At 66.8% G+C, this 14,989-nt stretch carries 10 protein-coding genes; 9 read left to right on the top strand and 1 reads right to left on the bottom strand.

Features of this window, described 5'->3' with window-relative positions; genetic code table 11:
* Nucleotides 1-42 precede the first annotated feature (42 nt).
* The 7 genes from bcsB to P9255_RS05575 all read left to right on the top strand — a co-directional run bounded on the left by bcsB (nucleotide 43) and on the right by P9255_RS05575 (nucleotide 10,566).
* On the top strand, nucleotides 43-2,361 hold the full coding sequence (bcsB, locus tag P9255_RS05605) for a cellulose biosynthesis cyclic di-GMP-binding regulatory protein BcsB (RefSeq protein ID WP_309765929.1): 2,319 nt from the start codon (nucleotides 43-45) through the stop codon (nucleotides 2,359-2,361).
* A 1-nt stretch (nucleotide 2,362) separates the two neighbouring features.
* Nucleotides 2,363-3,496 (top strand): cellulose synthase complex periplasmic endoglucanase BcsZ, encoded by a 1,134-nt coding sequence (bcsZ, locus tag P9255_RS05600; RefSeq protein ID WP_309765928.1) that lies wholly within the window; start codon nucleotides 2,363-2,365, stop codon nucleotides 3,494-3,496.
* Nucleotides 3,490-8,058: a cellulose synthase subunit BcsC-related outer membrane protein gene (locus P9255_RS05595; RefSeq protein WP_309789235.1), complete on the top strand. Its 4,569-nt coding sequence runs from the start codon at nucleotides 3,490-3,492 to the stop codon at nucleotides 8,056-8,058. The genes bcsZ and P9255_RS05595 overlap by 7 nt, the downstream gene beginning before the upstream one ends.
* A gap of 140 nt (nucleotides 8,059-8,198) precedes the next feature.
* Nucleotides 8,199-8,846: a phosphoribosyltransferase family protein gene (locus P9255_RS05590; RefSeq protein WP_309765926.1), complete on the top strand. Its 648-nt coding sequence runs from the start codon at nucleotides 8,199-8,201 to the stop codon at nucleotides 8,844-8,846.
* Nucleotides 8,847-9,026: 180 nt separating this feature from the next.
* Complete coding sequence (locus tag P9255_RS05585; RefSeq protein ID WP_309789234.1) at nucleotides 9,027-9,524, top strand: DUF2778 domain-containing protein; 498 nt, start codon at nucleotides 9,027-9,029, stop codon at nucleotides 9,522-9,524.
* Nucleotides 9,521-10,078, top strand: coding sequence for a hypothetical protein (locus P9255_RS05580; RefSeq protein ID WP_309765924.1), 558 nt, complete (start codon nucleotides 9,521-9,523; stop codon nucleotides 10,076-10,078). Before P9255_RS05585 ends, P9255_RS05580 begins: the two co-directional genes overlap by 4 nt.
* An 11-nt stretch (nucleotides 10,079-10,089) precedes the next feature.
* Nucleotides 10,090-10,566 carry a type VI secretion system tube protein Hcp gene (locus P9255_RS05575; RefSeq protein WP_309765923.1) on the top strand — a complete coding sequence of 159 codons (477 nt, stop codon included), beginning with the start codon at nucleotides 10,090-10,092 and terminating at the stop codon, nucleotides 10,564-10,566.
* A 26-nt stretch (nucleotides 10,567-10,592) separates the two neighbouring features.
* On the opposite strand, the gene mdeB is transcribed toward P9255_RS05575, so the two are convergent.
* Entirely contained in the window at nucleotides 10,593-13,307 is a 2,715-nt protein-coding gene (mdeB, locus tag P9255_RS05570; protein WP_309789233.1) for an alpha-ketoglutarate dehydrogenase, read from the bottom strand.
* Between the two features lie 140 nt (nucleotides 13,308-13,447).
* On the opposite strand from mdeB, the gene P9255_RS05565 reads away from it, so the two are divergent.
* Together P9255_RS05565 and P9255_RS05560 are read left to right on the top strand one after the other, a co-directional pair.
* Nucleotides 13,448-13,978 (top strand): Lrp/AsnC family transcriptional regulator, encoded by a 531-nt coding sequence (locus P9255_RS05565; protein WP_309765921.1) that lies wholly within the window; start codon nucleotides 13,448-13,450, stop codon nucleotides 13,976-13,978.
* Nucleotides 13,979-14,055: 77 nt separating this feature from the next.
* Complete coding sequence (locus P9255_RS05560; protein WP_309789232.1) at nucleotides 14,056-14,952, top strand: DUF4922 domain-containing protein; 897 nt, start codon at nucleotides 14,056-14,058, stop codon at nucleotides 14,950-14,952.
* Nucleotides 14,953-14,989 lie beyond the last annotated feature (37 nt).

Here is a 14,989-nt window from a genome sequence, read left to right as displayed (position 1 = left end):
CCGCGTCGCTGCGGCGTAGTGGCATGCGCGTTTGCATCGGTCATGGCGATGGCCGCCTCGCTCGCGGCGGCGGCCGATGCCGCGCCCGGCCCGGCCGTCGTTTATAACCCCAACACCATCGCGCAGCCCGCGCTCGCGGCGCCCGTCCCCGCGTTTTCCGGCAAGCCCGCGAAGCCGCTCGCCTCACGCGTGCCGACGACCGCCGATCCCGGCATGCTCGTGCCGGGAGGACGCCGCCAGACGCTGACGTTCGCCGACTACGGCGCGCTCGATCCGCTGCAGTTGCGCGGCACGGACGGGCAGAACGGCATCGCGTTCTCGGTGCGCGGCGATGAAGTCGTGACCGGCGCGGTGCTGCATCTCATCTACAGCTATTCGCCGTCGCTGTTGCCTTCGATCTCGCAACTGAAGGTGCTCGTGAACGGCGAAGTCGCCGCGACGCTGCCGGTGCCGCGCGAGCAGGCCGGCACGCTCGTCGCGCGCGACGTGGCGATCGATCCGCGCTTCATCGCCGAGTTCAATCACCTGAACGTGCAGTTGATCGGGCATTACACGCAGCAGTGCGAAGACCCGTCGAATTCGACGCTCTGGGCGACCGTCAGCAATGCGAGTTCGCTCGATCTCACGTATGCGTCGATTGCGAGCAAGCCCGATCTCGCCGCGTTGCCGCAGCCATTCTTCGACCGTCGCGACGTGCGCCGGCTCGAGCTGCCCTTCGTGTTCGCGGGCAAGCCGGGCCTCGGGGAACTCGAGGCGGCGGGCATGGTGGCGTCGTATTTCGGCTCGCTCGCGGGCTATCGCGGCGCGGTCTTTCCCGCGCAGACAGATGCCGTGCCGCTCGCGGGCAACGCCGTCGTGTTCGCCATCGGCGATGCGAAGCTGCCGGGCGTCGAGATTCCGCCGGTCTCCGGTCCGACGATCGCCGTCGTCGAACGCGATGCCGCCGCGCGCGGCCGGCTGCTGCTCGTGCTCGGCCGCGACGACAAGGAGCTGAAGACCGCCGCCAAGGCGCTGGGCGTCGGGCAGAACACGCTGTCGGGCGCGAGCGCGACGATCACGCAGTTCAACGACCTGCAGCCGCGCCGCCCTTACGACGCCCCGAACTGGCTGCGCACCGACCGTCCCGTGCGATTCGGGGAGCTGGCCGAAGCGCGCGACCTCACCGCCAACGGCTACGACGCCGACGCCGTGCGCGTGAACCTGCGCGTGCCGCCGGATCTCTTCATGTGGCAGACCAAGGGCGTGCCGATCGACCTCGCTTACCGCTACACGGTGCGGCCCGCGCCGGATCGCTCGTCGCTCAACATCAGCGTGAACGACGGCTTCGTGCAATCGCTACGGATTCCGGCCGTGTCGGCATCGACGTTCGATCTCGCGCATTACTTCAGCCGCGTGCTGCCCGACCGGACCGCCGCCGCGCGCCGCCAGATCTACTTGCCGCCGCTCCTCATCACGCCGCGCGCGCAATTGCGCCTGCACTTCTATTACGACATCCCGAAGACCGGCGAATGCCAGGGCCGCGTGCTCGATAACGTCGTCGGCGCGATCGATCCGAATTCGACCATCGACCTGTCCGGCTTTCCGCATTACATGGCGCTGCCCGATCTGGCCGCATTCGCCAACGGCGGCTTCCCGTTCACGCGGCTCGCCGATCTGTCGCAGACGGCGGTCGTGCTGCCGAACGATCCGAACTCCGCCGACTACAGCCTGTATCTGCTGGAGATGGGCCGCATGGGGGCATCGACGGGTTATCCGGTGACGGGCGTCACCGTCACTCACGCGAACGACGTGGACCGCTTCGCCGACAAGGACCTGCTGATTCTCGGCGCGCCGGGCCGCCAGCCGCTCTTGCAACGCTGGGCGAAGCACATGCCGTTTTCCGGCGACGGCGACGCGCGCACCTTCCAGTTGAGCGACGTGGCGTTCAAGGTCGTCGACTGGTGGCATGGCGAAGACGGGCCGGAGCGCTCGCCCGCGCGCGCGGACCTGTCGCTCGTCAGCGCGAACGGCGATGCGCTCCTGACCGGCTTCGAATCGCCGCTGCAAAGCGGGCGCAGCGCAGTGGCGCTCATCAGCGCGGCCGGACAATCCGATGCGGACCTGTCCGCCGCGCTGCTCGACAACGACCTGCTGCCGTCCATTCAGGGCGCGATGGCGGTCATCCACGGCCGCACGGTCACGGTGACGTCGAATGGCGAGGCGTATTACGTCGGCCATCTTTCGCCGATGCATTACATGCGCTGGGCGCTGTCCGCGCATCCGCTGCTGCTCGTGCTGTCCGCGGTGATCGCCGCGCTGATCATCGCCGCCTTGTTCTACCGCGCGCTGCGTTCGCTCGCGGCGCGGCGTCTGAGGGATTGATATGCGTGAGGTTATCGTCCGACTCGCGGCGGGCGCGGTCGTCGCCATTGCCGCAGCGTCGCATGCCAGCGCGGCGCAGTCATGCGACTGGCCGGCTTATCGCCAGTTCATCGAGCGCGTCGTGCAGGCCGATGGCCGCGTGATCGACCGCTCCACCGAGGCGCAGCAGACCACGTCCGAGGGCCAGTCCTACGGCATGTTCTTCGCGCTCGTGGCGAACGACCGCGCGAGCTTCGACCGCATGCTCGGCTGGACGCGCGCGAATCTCGCCGGCGGTAAGTTCGATGCCGGCGACGTCCGTTTGCCCGCGTGGCAATGGGGCCGCAAGGCCGACGGTTCCTTCGGCGTGATGGACGCGAACGCAGCCTCGGACGCCGATCTGTGGATCGCCTATGACCTGCTGCAAGCCGGCCGCCTGTGGAACGAGCCCGCGTACACGCGGCTCGGCCGGGCGCTCGCGGCGCAGGTCGTGAAGGAGGAAGTCGTCGATCTCCCCGGTCTCGGACCGATGCTGCTGCCGGGGCCGCAGGGCTTCAACGCGGGCGGCGTGACGCGGCTGAATCCGAGCTATCTGCCCCTGCCGCTGTTGCGCGGCCTGGCGCACGAGATGCCCGACGGCCCCTGGACGAAGCTCGCGCAGAATGCCGCGCGCCTCGTCAAGGTCACGTCGCCGCGAGGCTACGCGCCGGACTGGGCGGCGTATCGCAATGGCCAGTTCGTCGTCGATCCGAAGAACGGCGACATCGGCAGCTACGATGCGATTCGCGTCTACCTGTGGGCCGGCCTCGCCGCAAGCGCCGACCCGCTCGCGCGGCCGTGGCTCGACGCGCTGCCCGGCATGCGCCAGAGCGTCGCGAAGGCGGGCTTCCCGCCCGAGAAAGTCGCCGCGACGACCGGCGCGGCCAGCGGCGAAGGCCCGCTGTCGTACTGGGGTGCGCTCGCGCCGTATTTCAAGTCGCTGAACGACGAGCGAAGCCTCGGCCTCGCCCGCGCCCATCTGGACGCGCTGAACGGCTCGCAGGATGCGGTCTACTACGACCGCGTGCTCGGACTTTTTGGCGGCGGTTTCATCGACGGACGATACCGCTTCGATGAAAACGGACGCCTCGTGCCGAACTGGAGAAGCGCATGCTGATCCGGGCAAAGAAGCGCGCCATCGCGGCGATGCTTTGCGCGGCGCCCGCATGGGCCTTCGCGCAGGCGAGCGCCGATCCGCTGACGGTGCTCGTCGATCAGGGCAAGTACTGGCAGGCGCACAAGCGCGGCGATCTCGCGGAGCAGGCGTGGCAGAAGGTGCTCCGGATCGATCCGAAGCAGCCCGACGCGCTCTTCGGCATGGGCATGGTGCTCGCGGATCGCAAGGACGGCAGCGGCGCGCAGCAGTATCTCGCGCAATTGCGGCAAGTCGCGCCGAACTATCCGAGCATCGACGAGCTCGGCGCGCGGCTCGGCCAGTCCAGCCCGCGCGATCAGACCGTCAACGACGCGCGCCGTCTCGCGCAAAGCGGACAAAGCGCGTCGGCGGTGCAGGAATACCGGCGCGCGATCGACGGCAAGCCCGCGACGCCCGCGCTCCAGCTCGAGTATTACCAGGCGCTCGCCGCGACGCCGCAGGGCTGGGACGAGGCGCGTCGCGGCCTCGATCAGCTCGCGCGCCAGAACACCGGCGACCCGCGCTACCCCCTCGCCTACGCGCAGCATCTGACCTATCGCGATACCACGCGCCGCGACGGCATCGCGCGGCTTGCGAAGCTGGCGGGCGATAACGCCGTCGGCGCCCAAGCGAAAACGAGCTGGCGGCAGGCGCTGTTGTGGCTCGGCGCGCGGGCATCGGATGCACCGCTCTTTCAGGCGTATCTGCAAACCGCGCCCGATGACGCCGCCGTGAAAGCCCGCTTCGAAGCGATGGTCCAGCAGGACAAGGCCGCCCGCGACCGCGCAGAAGCGGACGCCGCCGTCGATGCGCGCGGCCGCGCCGTCGCCGATGGCTTCGCGGCGCTCGACCGCGGCGATCTCGTCGCGGCGCAGGCGCGCTTCTCGTCGGTGCTCGCGGGCAATCCGAACGACGCGGACGCGCTCGGCGGCCTCGGCGTCGTCGCGCTGAAGCAGGAGCGGTTCGCACAAGCGCGCACGTATCTCGAACGCGCCACGCGGGCGGGCAACGCGGCGCGCTGGAAGGACGCGCTCACCAGCGCGACGTACTGGACTTATACGAGCGATGGCATCGGCGCGCGCAGCAACGGCGAGATCGCGAAGGCGAAGGCGTTGTTCGAGCGCGCGATCGCCGTGAATCCGTCGGATGTCACCGCGCAAACGCTGCTCGGCGACATGCTGCTCAACAACGGCGATCCGCGTGGCGCGGAAGCGGCGTTTCGCATGGCGCTGCGCCGTCAGGCCGACAATCCCGATGCGATTCGCGGGCTCGTCGGCGCGCTCGCCGCGCAAGGACGCGGCGACGAGGCGCTCGAATTCGCGAACCGGCTGAACGCGGAGCAGCAGGCGAAAGCGGGCGGCATCAACACGCTGCGCGGCGAAGCACAGGCGGCTCAGGCACGCACCGCCGAAGCGCGCGGCGACCTGGGCGCGGCCCGCAGCCTCTTCGAAGACGCGCTGCTCAACCTGCCCGACGATCCGTGGCTGCGCCTCGACCTCGCGCGCATCTACGTGCGGCAAGGCGCGGTCGGCAATGCGCGCAGCATGATGGACGGCCTCGTCGCGACTCATCCCGACATGACCGATGCGCTGTACGCCAGCGCTTTGCTCGCCGCCGAAACGCAGGACTGGACGGCGGGCCTCGCGCAGCTCGAGCGCGTCCCGGCCGCGCAGCGCACGCCCGCGATGACGGCGTTGCAGCATCGCCTGTGGGTGCATCAACAGGCGGAACTCGCCACGCGCGCCGCCAGCGCGGGCCAGCGCGCGCAGGCCATTGCGATTCTGCAGCGCGCCGAGCCGGTTGCGGCGGGCAGCGCGGAACTGACCGGGGCGGTGGCGTCGGCGTATCTGAAGGCGGGCGATGCATCGCGCGGACTCGCGCTCGTGCGCGGGGCAATAGCGACTGCGCCCAACGACGCCGGCTTGCTGCTGCAATACGCGGGCATCCTGTCATCGATGCAGCAGAGCGCCGAACTCGGTTCGGTGATGCGCCGTCTTCAGTCGATGCCGCTGACCACCCAGCAACGCGCCGATTTCAACGATCTGAACGTGGGCATCGTGATCGCCCGGGCGGATGCGGTACGCACGCGCGGCGATCTGGCGGGCGCATACGACGTGATCGCGCCCTGGCTCGCCGCGATGCCCGACAACGCGGACCTGCAGGCGGCGCTCGGCCGCATGTACACCGCAGCAGGCGACGACCGCAATGCCCTCGCGTGCTATCGCGCGGCGCTTGCACGCCGTCCGGACGATACCGGTTTGCAGGGCGCCGCGATATCGGCGGCGGCGGGCGTGCGCGATTTCCGGCTGGCGGAATCGATTGCGAAAGACGCTATCGCCGCTGCGCCGAACGATCCGGCGCTGCTTGCCGCCATCGGGCGGATGTATCGCGCGCAAGGCAAGCTGGACCTCGCCGCGCAGTTCCTGCAACGGTCGCTCGTCGCGGCGAACGCGTCGGTTGCGGCCGGATCTGCGCGACGCGATAACGTGCCGCGCGACTGGCAGGCCGCGATGAACCGCATCGGGTCGACGCCGCTTCCGGGGACCAATCCGTTCGAAGGCAAAACGGCCGTGGGAGCGGCGTCGTCGGGGAATCCGCAAGCCAGTTTCAACTCGTTGAATCCGTCTTCTTCGTCTTCTTCGTCTTCTTCGTCTTATTCGTCACCCGTGCCGACCTATCTGCCGCCTCCGCAGCCTGCGCCGTATTCCGTGCCTTACGTGGCCCCACAGCCTTACGAAGCGCCGCGCCCGGCGGCCAGCGGCGGGTACGGGCCGGATGCTTACGGGTCGGCGCAGTCGGGCGGGCCGCGTGCTGCGCCGGGCGGCGGCTACGGAGCCGATCCTTACGGCCCCGCGCAACCGGCTGCGCCGCTGCAGCCGTATCCGGGTCAGGAGCCGGGCGCTTATCCGGCGCAGGCCTATCCGCAGCAGCAAGCCGCCTACGGCGCGGCGGACCCCTACGCCACGTCGCCCTGGCCGATGTCGCCTGCGGCGCGCCAGGCGCAAACGGGCGGATATCCGGCCGCCACGGCTTCCGCTTCGAAGCGGGCGGCGTCGCGCAAGCCGGCAACGGCAGCAGCCTATCCGGCTCAGGCGCCGTATGGGCAACCGCAATACGCGCCGCCGCCGGCCGGATACGCGCAGCCTTATCCGCAGCAGTACGTCGCGCAGCAGTACGTTCCGCAGCCGTACGTTCCGCAGCCGTATCCGCAGCAGTACGCGCAGCAGCCGTATGTCCCGCAGCCGCCAGCGGGCTATGCACAGCCTTACTACCCGGCGCAGGCGGAACGCGCCGCTTCAGCCGCGACGACGAGCGCAGGCGGTGCTGCGAGCATCGCCGGTTCACAGACGGCCGGCGTCGCCGAAGAACTCGCCGCGATCAACCGCGAGCAGGCGAGCACGATTTCGGGCGGCATCGTCTTCCGCAATCGGAATGGCGAGGACGGCCTGTCGAATCTCACCGATATCGAAGCGCCCATCGAGGGCCGCATCAAGGCGGGCAACGGACACGTGATCGTGCGCGCGACGCCCGTCACGCTCGATGCCGGCACCGCCGCCGGCAACCAGCAGACGCTCGCGCGCTTCGGCTCGGGACAGGGCGCGACGACGACGCCCATCGCCAACAATTACGGCTCGCAGACGGCGACGGGCGTCGGCCTGTCGGTCGGCTACGAGAACCGCCACTTCAAGGGCGATATCGGCACGACGCCGCTCGGCTTTCGCGAGACGAACATCGTCGGCGGGGTGCAGTATCAGAACGCGATCAGCGACAAGGTCTCGTATTCGCTCGCCGTCGCGCGCCGCGCCGTCACCGACAGCCTGCTCTCCTACGCCGGCGCACGCGACGCCGCCGCCGGCCTCGAATGGGGCGGCGTGACTTCGAGCGGCGCGCGCGCGGACCTCGGCTGGGACGACGGCACGAGCGGCGTCTACGTCAACGCGGCGTTCCAGTATCTCGATGGCCGGCATGTCGCGTCGAACACGGCGGCGAAAGGCGGCGGCGGCGTCTACACGCGGCTCTTGAAGGACCCGGACCAGACGCTGACGGTCGGCGCGAACACGACGCTCATGCACTACGACAAGAATCTGTCGTATTTCACGTACGGCCAGGGCGGTTACTTCAGTCCGCAGCAGTACGTGATCCTCAATTTCCCGGTCGAATACATGGGACGCGCGGGGCTTTTCACCTACGATGTAAAGGGGTCCGTCGGCGTGCAGCATTACCGGCAGGATGCATCGAATTACTTTCCGATCGATAGCCAGCGTCAGCAGAACGCGGCGGGTTCATCGTCGGTGCCGGATGCGGGCGCGGTGTACCCGGGCCAGAGCAAGACGGGCGTGTCGTATTCGCTGAGCGCGACCGGCGAATATCAGCTCGCGCCGCAACTGGCGTTCGGTGCGACGGCTTCGTTCGGCAACGCGTACCAGTATCGCGAATGGCTCGCGGCCGTGTACGTGCGATACAGCTTCAATCGGCAAGGGAACGTGCAGCCGCTGTTTCCGCCGCAGGCGTTCAGCTCGCCGTATATGTCTCTGGCGAACTGATCGCGCGTTCTTTTGCGGCCGTGGCGGCCGCTGTCCCTGCATGGCGGGAACGCGCGATTGCGCGCACACTGCCGGAAGCGGCGCGCCCGCCGCTCGTGGGCTTGCGGGCGCGTGTTCCAGCGCATGCGAGGACGCATCGAATGACCTCGACCTTCACCGATCGACGCGACGCAGGCCGCCAGCTCGCCGCGCTTGTTTCCGCCTACGCTGACCGCGAGGACGTCATCGTGCTCGGTTTGCCGCGCGGCGGCGTGCCGGTGGCGTTCGAAGTCGCGAGCGCGCTCGATGCCGCACTCGATGTGCTCGTCGTGCGCAAGCTCGGCGTGCCGTGGCAGCCCGAACTGGCGATGGGCGCGATCGCATCCGGCGACGCGTTCTATCTCGATGAGCGCATCGTCGGATATGCGGGCGTGACCCGTTCCGCGCTCGATGGCGTCATTGCCAGCGAGCGCGCGGAACTGGAACGGCGCGAGCGGCTTTATCGCGGTTCGCGGCCGCCGCTGAACTTATCGGGCAGGGTCGCGATCATCGTCGATGACGGCATGGCGACCGGCGCCACGATGAAAGTCGCTGCCATGTCGTTGCGCAATGGCGATGCGCCGCCCGCGACGATCGTCGCCGCCGTGCCGGTTGCGCCGCTCGATTCGGAGACGCGCGTCGCGCATGTCGTCGATGAGTTCGTGTGCGTGCTGAGGCCGCATCAGTACTTCGGCGTCGGGCAGTTTTATCTCGACTTCGATCAGACTCGTGACGAGGAAGTGCGGGCGTTGCTCGGCGTGCGAGATTAGCGCAGCCACGGCGCGTCGCGCTCGGCTTTCCCGTTCCCCACGTCATTGCGCACATGAGCATCTCGTCCATCGCTGACAATTGCCAAGGATCACTGAGCATTTTGACGAAATGCGATACACCGAAGAATATAAAGGCGATACCGTAGGAGCTTGTTCGTAGTCCGGTAAGGCCCATGTAACATGCCTGTGCAATGCACCTTCACACTCAACAATCGCGCTACCTCCACGCTTGTTTGTTCGGGCTACGGAACGGTCGAGGCCTTCTCCGGACAAAAGCGCGGACGCGACAATCCCGCTGAAGTTGCTACGAGGCGGATCGGCCCCATCCCGCGCGGCACCTATTACATCGTCGATCGCCAATCGGGCGGCCTGCTCGGTAGCCTCCGCGACAGCTTCTCGCCGCTCGTCGGTTCGACTGACCGGAGAAAGTGGTTCATGCTCTGGAATCCGAAAACCGGCGACATGACGAACATCGACGGCGTGATGCGCGGCAACTTCCGCATTCATCCGGAAGGCGAGCGCGCGTTGAGCGAAGGCTGCATCACGCTCGTCAATCCTGCGGAGTTCGAATTGTTGCAGCGTTTCATCAGGCGATCGCCCCCCTCACTTCCGGTCCCGGGTTCAGTGCTGAAAGCGTACGGAACGGTCACGGTCACGGTCACGGTCACGGTCAAATGAGGCGAAATACCTTGTCGAAGTTCGCGCTCGTGGGCTTGTGGGCCGTCGTCTCGTTCCTGATGGGTGCGGCCATCACCCGGTTCATCAACCTTCGCGCCGGGGCAATTCCCGACTGGATGGCCGACTCGGTTCGCACGACGCTCGATGCGCTGGGCTATCAGGCAATCGGCGTCGAGAGCATCATCGACGGGAGCCTTCTCGGCACGATCGGCGTCTGCTGGTTGTTGGCCGCCGTCATGCTGTGGACCAGCCTCCGTCTTGCTGGCAACTTCTTTCGACGCCGGCCATCGCATCTGGCGTGCGTCCTCGCAATATTCGCTGCTGCCTACGCAATCGCGCATCGCATACATGAAGCTGTGACCGCAACGGGTGGTCCGCGCTGGCTGCATGATCGCCTGACGACTCCGTTCGACGGTGAGCCGGACCCGCTTCAGGCGGTGTACCTCTTGTTCTTGTTCATCGCCTGCTGGCTAGGCGTGCTTCTCGTCGTCATGGCCGTTCGTGCGGTTTGCAGAAATCGCGCATGTTCGCGCCGCGATGTCGGCCATTCTTGAAGGTCAGACTCATGTCGTCCGATATTCTGTTGCAGATCAAAGGCATCACTGGAGAATCGCAGGATGTATCGCTCGAAGGTGCGATCGAAGTGATCCATTGGGAGTTGTGCATCGAGCAGCAGTCATCGATGCTTTCCGGTTCGGGCGGCGGCGCAGGCAAAGCCTCCGTTTCCGATCTCACGTTCCGTCACGAGCTGGACCGGGCGTCACCCAACCTTGCCGTATATGCCGCTCAAGGCAAGCGCATATCCGAGGCGAAGCTCATCATGCGAAAGTCCGGCGGACTACCGTTGGAGTACTATCGAATCACGCTATACGACGTGCTCGTCACGAAGGTATGGCCGTCTGTGGATGGCGCCAGTTCCATCGAAACCGTGTCTCTCTCTTTCGCCCGCATGAAGCAGGAGTACGTTCTGCAGAGCAAGCGGGGAGCAAGCGCTGGCACGATAACCGGCATCATCGACGTCAAACAGAATAGAGCCGCGTGAGTGCGGGCGTTGCCTGGCGTGCGAGATTAGCGCATCCACGGCGCGTCGCGCTCCCATGCATCCCGCCCATACTTCCTGCGCGCCTGCCCGAGCACCTCCCGCGCGACTCCGCCTTCATCCACAAGCGCCTTGAGCGCCGCCAGAACGATCGCCACGCGATCCACCTCGAAGAACGCGCGCAACGATTGCCGCGTATCGCTGCGGCCGAAGCCATCGGTGCCGAGGGTCACGTAACGGCGCGGTACGTGAGCGCGGATCAGCTCCGGCACCGCGCGCACATAGTCCGTCGCTGCGATCACCGGCCCGCGCGTTCGTCCCAGCGCGCGCGTGACATAAGGCATCGCGTCTTCATCCGATAAACGCGAGCGACGCTCGCACGCCGCGCCATCGCGATGCAGTTCCGCATAACTCGTCACGCTCCACACGGCGGCATCGATGTTCCAGTCGGCGAGAAGCATCGCGCGCGCGGCGATCGCTTCGTTCAGAATCGCGCCGGAGCCGAGCAACTGCACTTGCGCGTCCGACTTGGAATCCGCATCCCCGATCCGGTAAATGCCACGCAGAATGCCTTCGCGCGTGGCGGCATCGAGCGTCTTGCCGGGCGCGGACGGCTGCGCGTAGTTCTCGTTGCCCACGGTGATGTAATAGAACACATCCTCCTGACGCTGCATCATCGCCTGCATGCCTTCATCGACGATGGCCGCGACTTCATAAGCGAACGCGGGATCGTAAGCGCGGCAGTTCGGAATCGTCGATGCCGTCAGATGGCTCGTCCCGTCCTGATGCTGCAGACCCTCCCCGCCGAGCGTCGTGCGCCCCGCCGTCGCGCCGATGAGAAAGCCGCGCGAGCGCTGATCGGCGGCGGCGAAAATGAGATCGCCGATGCGCTGAAAGCCGAACATCGAGTAGTAGATGTAGAACGGGAGCATCGGCAGATCGTGAACGCTGTAAGACGTCGCCGCCGCAATCCACGATGAAATCGCGCCCGCCTCGGAAATGCCCTCCTCCAGAATCTGCCCGCGCGTGTCCTCGCGATAGTAGAGCATCGAGCCCATGTCCTCCGGCTCATACAACTGGCCGAGCGGCGAATAGATGCCCACCTGCCTGAAAAGGTTAGCCATGCCAAACGTGCGCGCCTCGTCCGCGACGACCGGCACGATGCGCGCACCGAGCGTCGCATCCTTCATCAGGCTGCCGAGCATGCGGACGAACGCCATCGTCGTAGACATCTCCTTGCCGGCGGTATCCATGGCGAACTGCGCCCACGTGCCGGGCGCAGGCGGCACGATCGATTGCGATGCGCGCGCGCGACGGCGCGGCAGATAACCACCCAGCGCCGCGCGCCGCTCGTGCAGATAGCGCATCTCGGGCGCATCGTCGGCTGGCTTGTAGAACCGGAGCTGCTCGACGTCGCTATCCGACAGCGGCAAGCGGAAGCGGTCGCGAAAGGCCTTCAGGTCGTCGAGATCGAGCTTCTTCTGCTGATGCGTCGTCATGCGGCCCTGCCCGACCGCACCCATGCCGAAGCCTTTCATCGTCTTCGCGAGGATCACGGTCGGCTGGCCCTTGTGCGCGAGCGCCTTCGCATACGCCGCGTGCAGCTTGCGCACGTCGTGGCCGCCGCGCCGCAAACGGTCGATATCCTCATCCGACATATGCGCGACGAGCGCCGCGAGTTCCGGATTCTGGCCGAAGAAGCGCTCGCGGTTATAGCGGCCGTCATTGGCCGAGAAGGTCTGGAACTGGCCGTCGACCGTATGAGCGAACGCGCGCAGCAACGCGCCGGTGCGATCGCGCGCAAAGAGCGCGTCCCAGTCCGATCCCCACAACACCTTGATGACGTTCCAGCCCGCGCCGGTGAACTGCGCTTCGAGTTCATCGACGATGCGGCCATTGCTGCGCACCGGGCCATCGAGCCGCTGCAGGTTGCAGTTGATCACGAACACGAGGTTATCGAGCCGCTCGCGCGACGCCAGCGACAGCGCGCCGATCGATTCCGGCTCGTCCATCTCGCCGTCGCCGAAAAAGCCCCACACCTTGCGCCCTTCCGTCTGCTTCAGGCCGCGATTCTGGAGATAGCGCATGAAGCGCGCCTGGTAAATCGAGTTGATCGGGCCGATGCCCATCGAGCCGGTCGGGAACTGCCAGAAGTCGGGCATCAGCCACGGATGCGGATAGGAACACAGGCCCGGTCCCGTGATCTCGCGTCGATAATGGCGCAGGTGGTCCTCGTCGAGAAAGCCTTCGAGGAACGCACGGGCATAGACGCCCGGCGAGGAATGCGGCTGGAAATAGACGAGGTCGCCGCCGTGGTCGTCGCCGGCAGCGTGAAAGAAGTGATTGAAGCCGACTTCGAACAGATCCGCCGCCGACGCGTAACTCGCGATATGTCCACCGAGCTCGCCGTACGCGCGATTGGCGCGCACGACCATCGCCAGCGCGTTCCAGCGCAGCACCGCCGCGAGCTTCTCTTCGATGTCGAGATTGCCGGGATACGGCGGCTGGTCGCCGACGGCGATGGTATTCGCGTAAGGCGTCGCCCGCGCCCGCGCCGACTCGACGCCGACCGACAGCGCATGCTCCGCGAGCCGGTCGAACAGGTATTGCGCCCGCGCCTTGCCGACGTGCGCGACCACCGCATCGAGCGCCTCCAGCCATTCGGCGGTTTCGGCGGGGTCCGTGTCTTCACGCCCTCGCGCAAGAGAAAGAAGCTGGCTGGTTCCGCTCGACAGGTCCGTCATGGCGCGACTCCGCGTAAGGTGCTGGAATGCTTTCAAGCATATCCAGTTCCCGACAGAATTTGCGTCTCATTTGGCTGCTGCGGCGCGTTACGATAGCGTATTCATTCTGCGAAATCGCCAATAACCGGAATCTTCACACTATGAGCGTGCAAGTGAAGCAGCGCCTGGACCGCATCGATATCGGCATCCTGAATCAGTTGCAGCAGAACGCGCGCATCACCAATTCGGAACTGGCGCGCGCCGTCAATCTGTCGCCGACGCCGTGCTTCAATCGCGTGCGCGCGCTGGAAAAAGCGGGGCTGTTCAGGCAACACGTAACGCTCCTCAGTCCCGAGGCGCTGGGCCTGAGCATCAACGTGTTCATTCAGGTCAGTCTGGAAAAGCAGGTCAAGGATGCGCTCGCCCGCTTCGAACAGGCGATCGGCGAGCGGCCCGAGGTCATGGAGTGCTATCTGATGACGGGCGACGCCGACTATCTGCTGCGCGTCGTCCTGCCGGACGTGGCGGCGCTCGAACGCTTCATTCTCGAACGGCTGACGAAGATGCCGGGGGTATCGAATATCCGCTCGAGCTTCGCGTTCAAGCAGGTGCGATACAAAACCGCGCTGCCGCTGCCCGCGTCCGGCCTGACGCTGCCGGAACCGAAGGACGATGAAGGCGACTGGACGTGATGCGCTGCGAGCACGCTGCGGCATCGGCCGCCCGATTGCCGCAGAATGGCCGCTAACGTCATCTACAACCTCTTTCCATGACCGACCGCGCCCCGCTTCGCGCGCCTTCCTGGCGCGACATCGCTGAACGGACGGAACGCGCCCTCGCCTGCGGCGCGCTCCGCTCGTTCGCGACGGTTCCGCATTTCATCGACGACCACGGCGTGCGCTTTCTCGTGCGTCAGGCGGCGAACCTCGCCCATAAGGAGCAAGCCGCGAAGCTGGCGGCGAAGTCCGCAGCCGACGCCGCCAGCGCGTGGCGCGACCCGTTCTCGCCGTGCGAGGAAGCGCTGCGCGTCGGCGATATCGGCGAGCGGCACTTTCTGCTGCTCAACAAGTTCAACGTGCTCGCGCATCATCTGCTGATCGTGACGACGGATTTCGAGCCGCAAGCCGCGCTGCTCGACGCCGGCGATCTCGCCGCGCTGCTCGCGTGCCTGCGCGAATTCGACGGCTTCGGTTTCTACAACGGCGGCGCCGTCGCGGGATCGAGCCAGCCGCACAAGCATCTGCAGATCGTGCGGCTGCCGCTCGACGGTCATCCTGTGCCGATCGAACCGCTTGTCGAAGCCGCTCGCGACGCCGCGCCGTACCGCGTGCCTCGATTTCCGTTCGCTCATGCGGCGGCGTGGCTCGGCGATGCAACGTCGATGCGCGCGGCCGACGTGTTCGACACCTATCGCCGGCTGCTGAGTGAGATCGGTATCGAGCCGTTCGATGTCGCGGGAGCGGAGCATCAATCCGCGCCGTATAACCTGCTCGTGACGCGCCGATGGATGCTCGCCGTTGCCCGCACCGCCGCCGATGTCAACGGCGTCGCGGTGAACGCGCTCGGCTTCGCCGGCTCGCTGTTCGTGCGGGACGACGCGCAGCGCCGCATCGTCGAAACGCTCGGGCCGATGAACCTGCTCACGCGGGCATCACGCCCGGCCTGAAACCGTCGCGGCAGCTTGAAAAGCCGCGCCGCGCCCC

It is taken from the genome of Caballeronia sp. LZ019, assembly GCF_031450825.1.
Lineage (GTDB): Bacteria > Pseudomonadota > Gammaproteobacteria > Burkholderiales > Burkholderiaceae > Caballeronia.
This window is presented reverse-complemented; position numbering and strand designations above follow the sequence as displayed.

Excerpts from the sequence above, each read along its gene's own strand:
- P9255_RS05590 (WP_309765926.1), top strand. The coding sequence starts at position 8,199 with ATGACCTCGACCTTCACCGATCGACGCGACGCAGGCCGCCAGCTCGCC.
- P9255_RS05565 (WP_309765921.1), top strand. The coding sequence starts at position 13,448 with ATGAGCGTGCAAGTGAAGCAGCGCCTGGACCGCATCGATATCGGCATC.
- P9255_RS05560 (WP_309789232.1), top strand. The coding sequence starts at position 14,056 with ATGACCGACCGCGCCCCGCTTCGCGCGCCTTCCTGGCGCGACATCGCT.
- P9255_RS05595 (WP_309789235.1), top strand. The coding sequence starts at position 3,490 with ATGCTGATCCGGGCAAAGAAGCGCGCCATCGCGGCGATGCTTTGCGCG.
- bcsZ (WP_309765928.1), top strand. The coding sequence starts at position 2,363 with ATGCGTGAGGTTATCGTCCGACTCGCGGCGGGCGCGGTCGTCGCCATT.
- bcsB (WP_309765929.1), top strand. The coding sequence starts at position 43 with ATGGCGATGGCCGCCTCGCTCGCGGCGGCGGCCGATGCCGCGCCCGGC.
- mdeB (WP_309789233.1), bottom strand. The coding sequence starts at position 13,307 with ATGACGGACCTGTCGAGCGGAACCAGCCAGCTTCTTTCTCTTGCGCGA.
- P9255_RS05575 (WP_309765923.1), top strand. The coding sequence starts at position 10,090 with ATGTCGTCCGATATTCTGTTGCAGATCAAAGGCATCACTGGAGAATCG.
- P9255_RS05580 (WP_309765924.1), top strand. The coding sequence starts at position 9,521 with ATGAGGCGAAATACCTTGTCGAAGTTCGCGCTCGTGGGCTTGTGGGCC.
- P9255_RS05585 (WP_309789234.1), top strand. The coding sequence starts at position 9,027 with ATGCCTGTGCAATGCACCTTCACACTCAACAATCGCGCTACCTCCACG.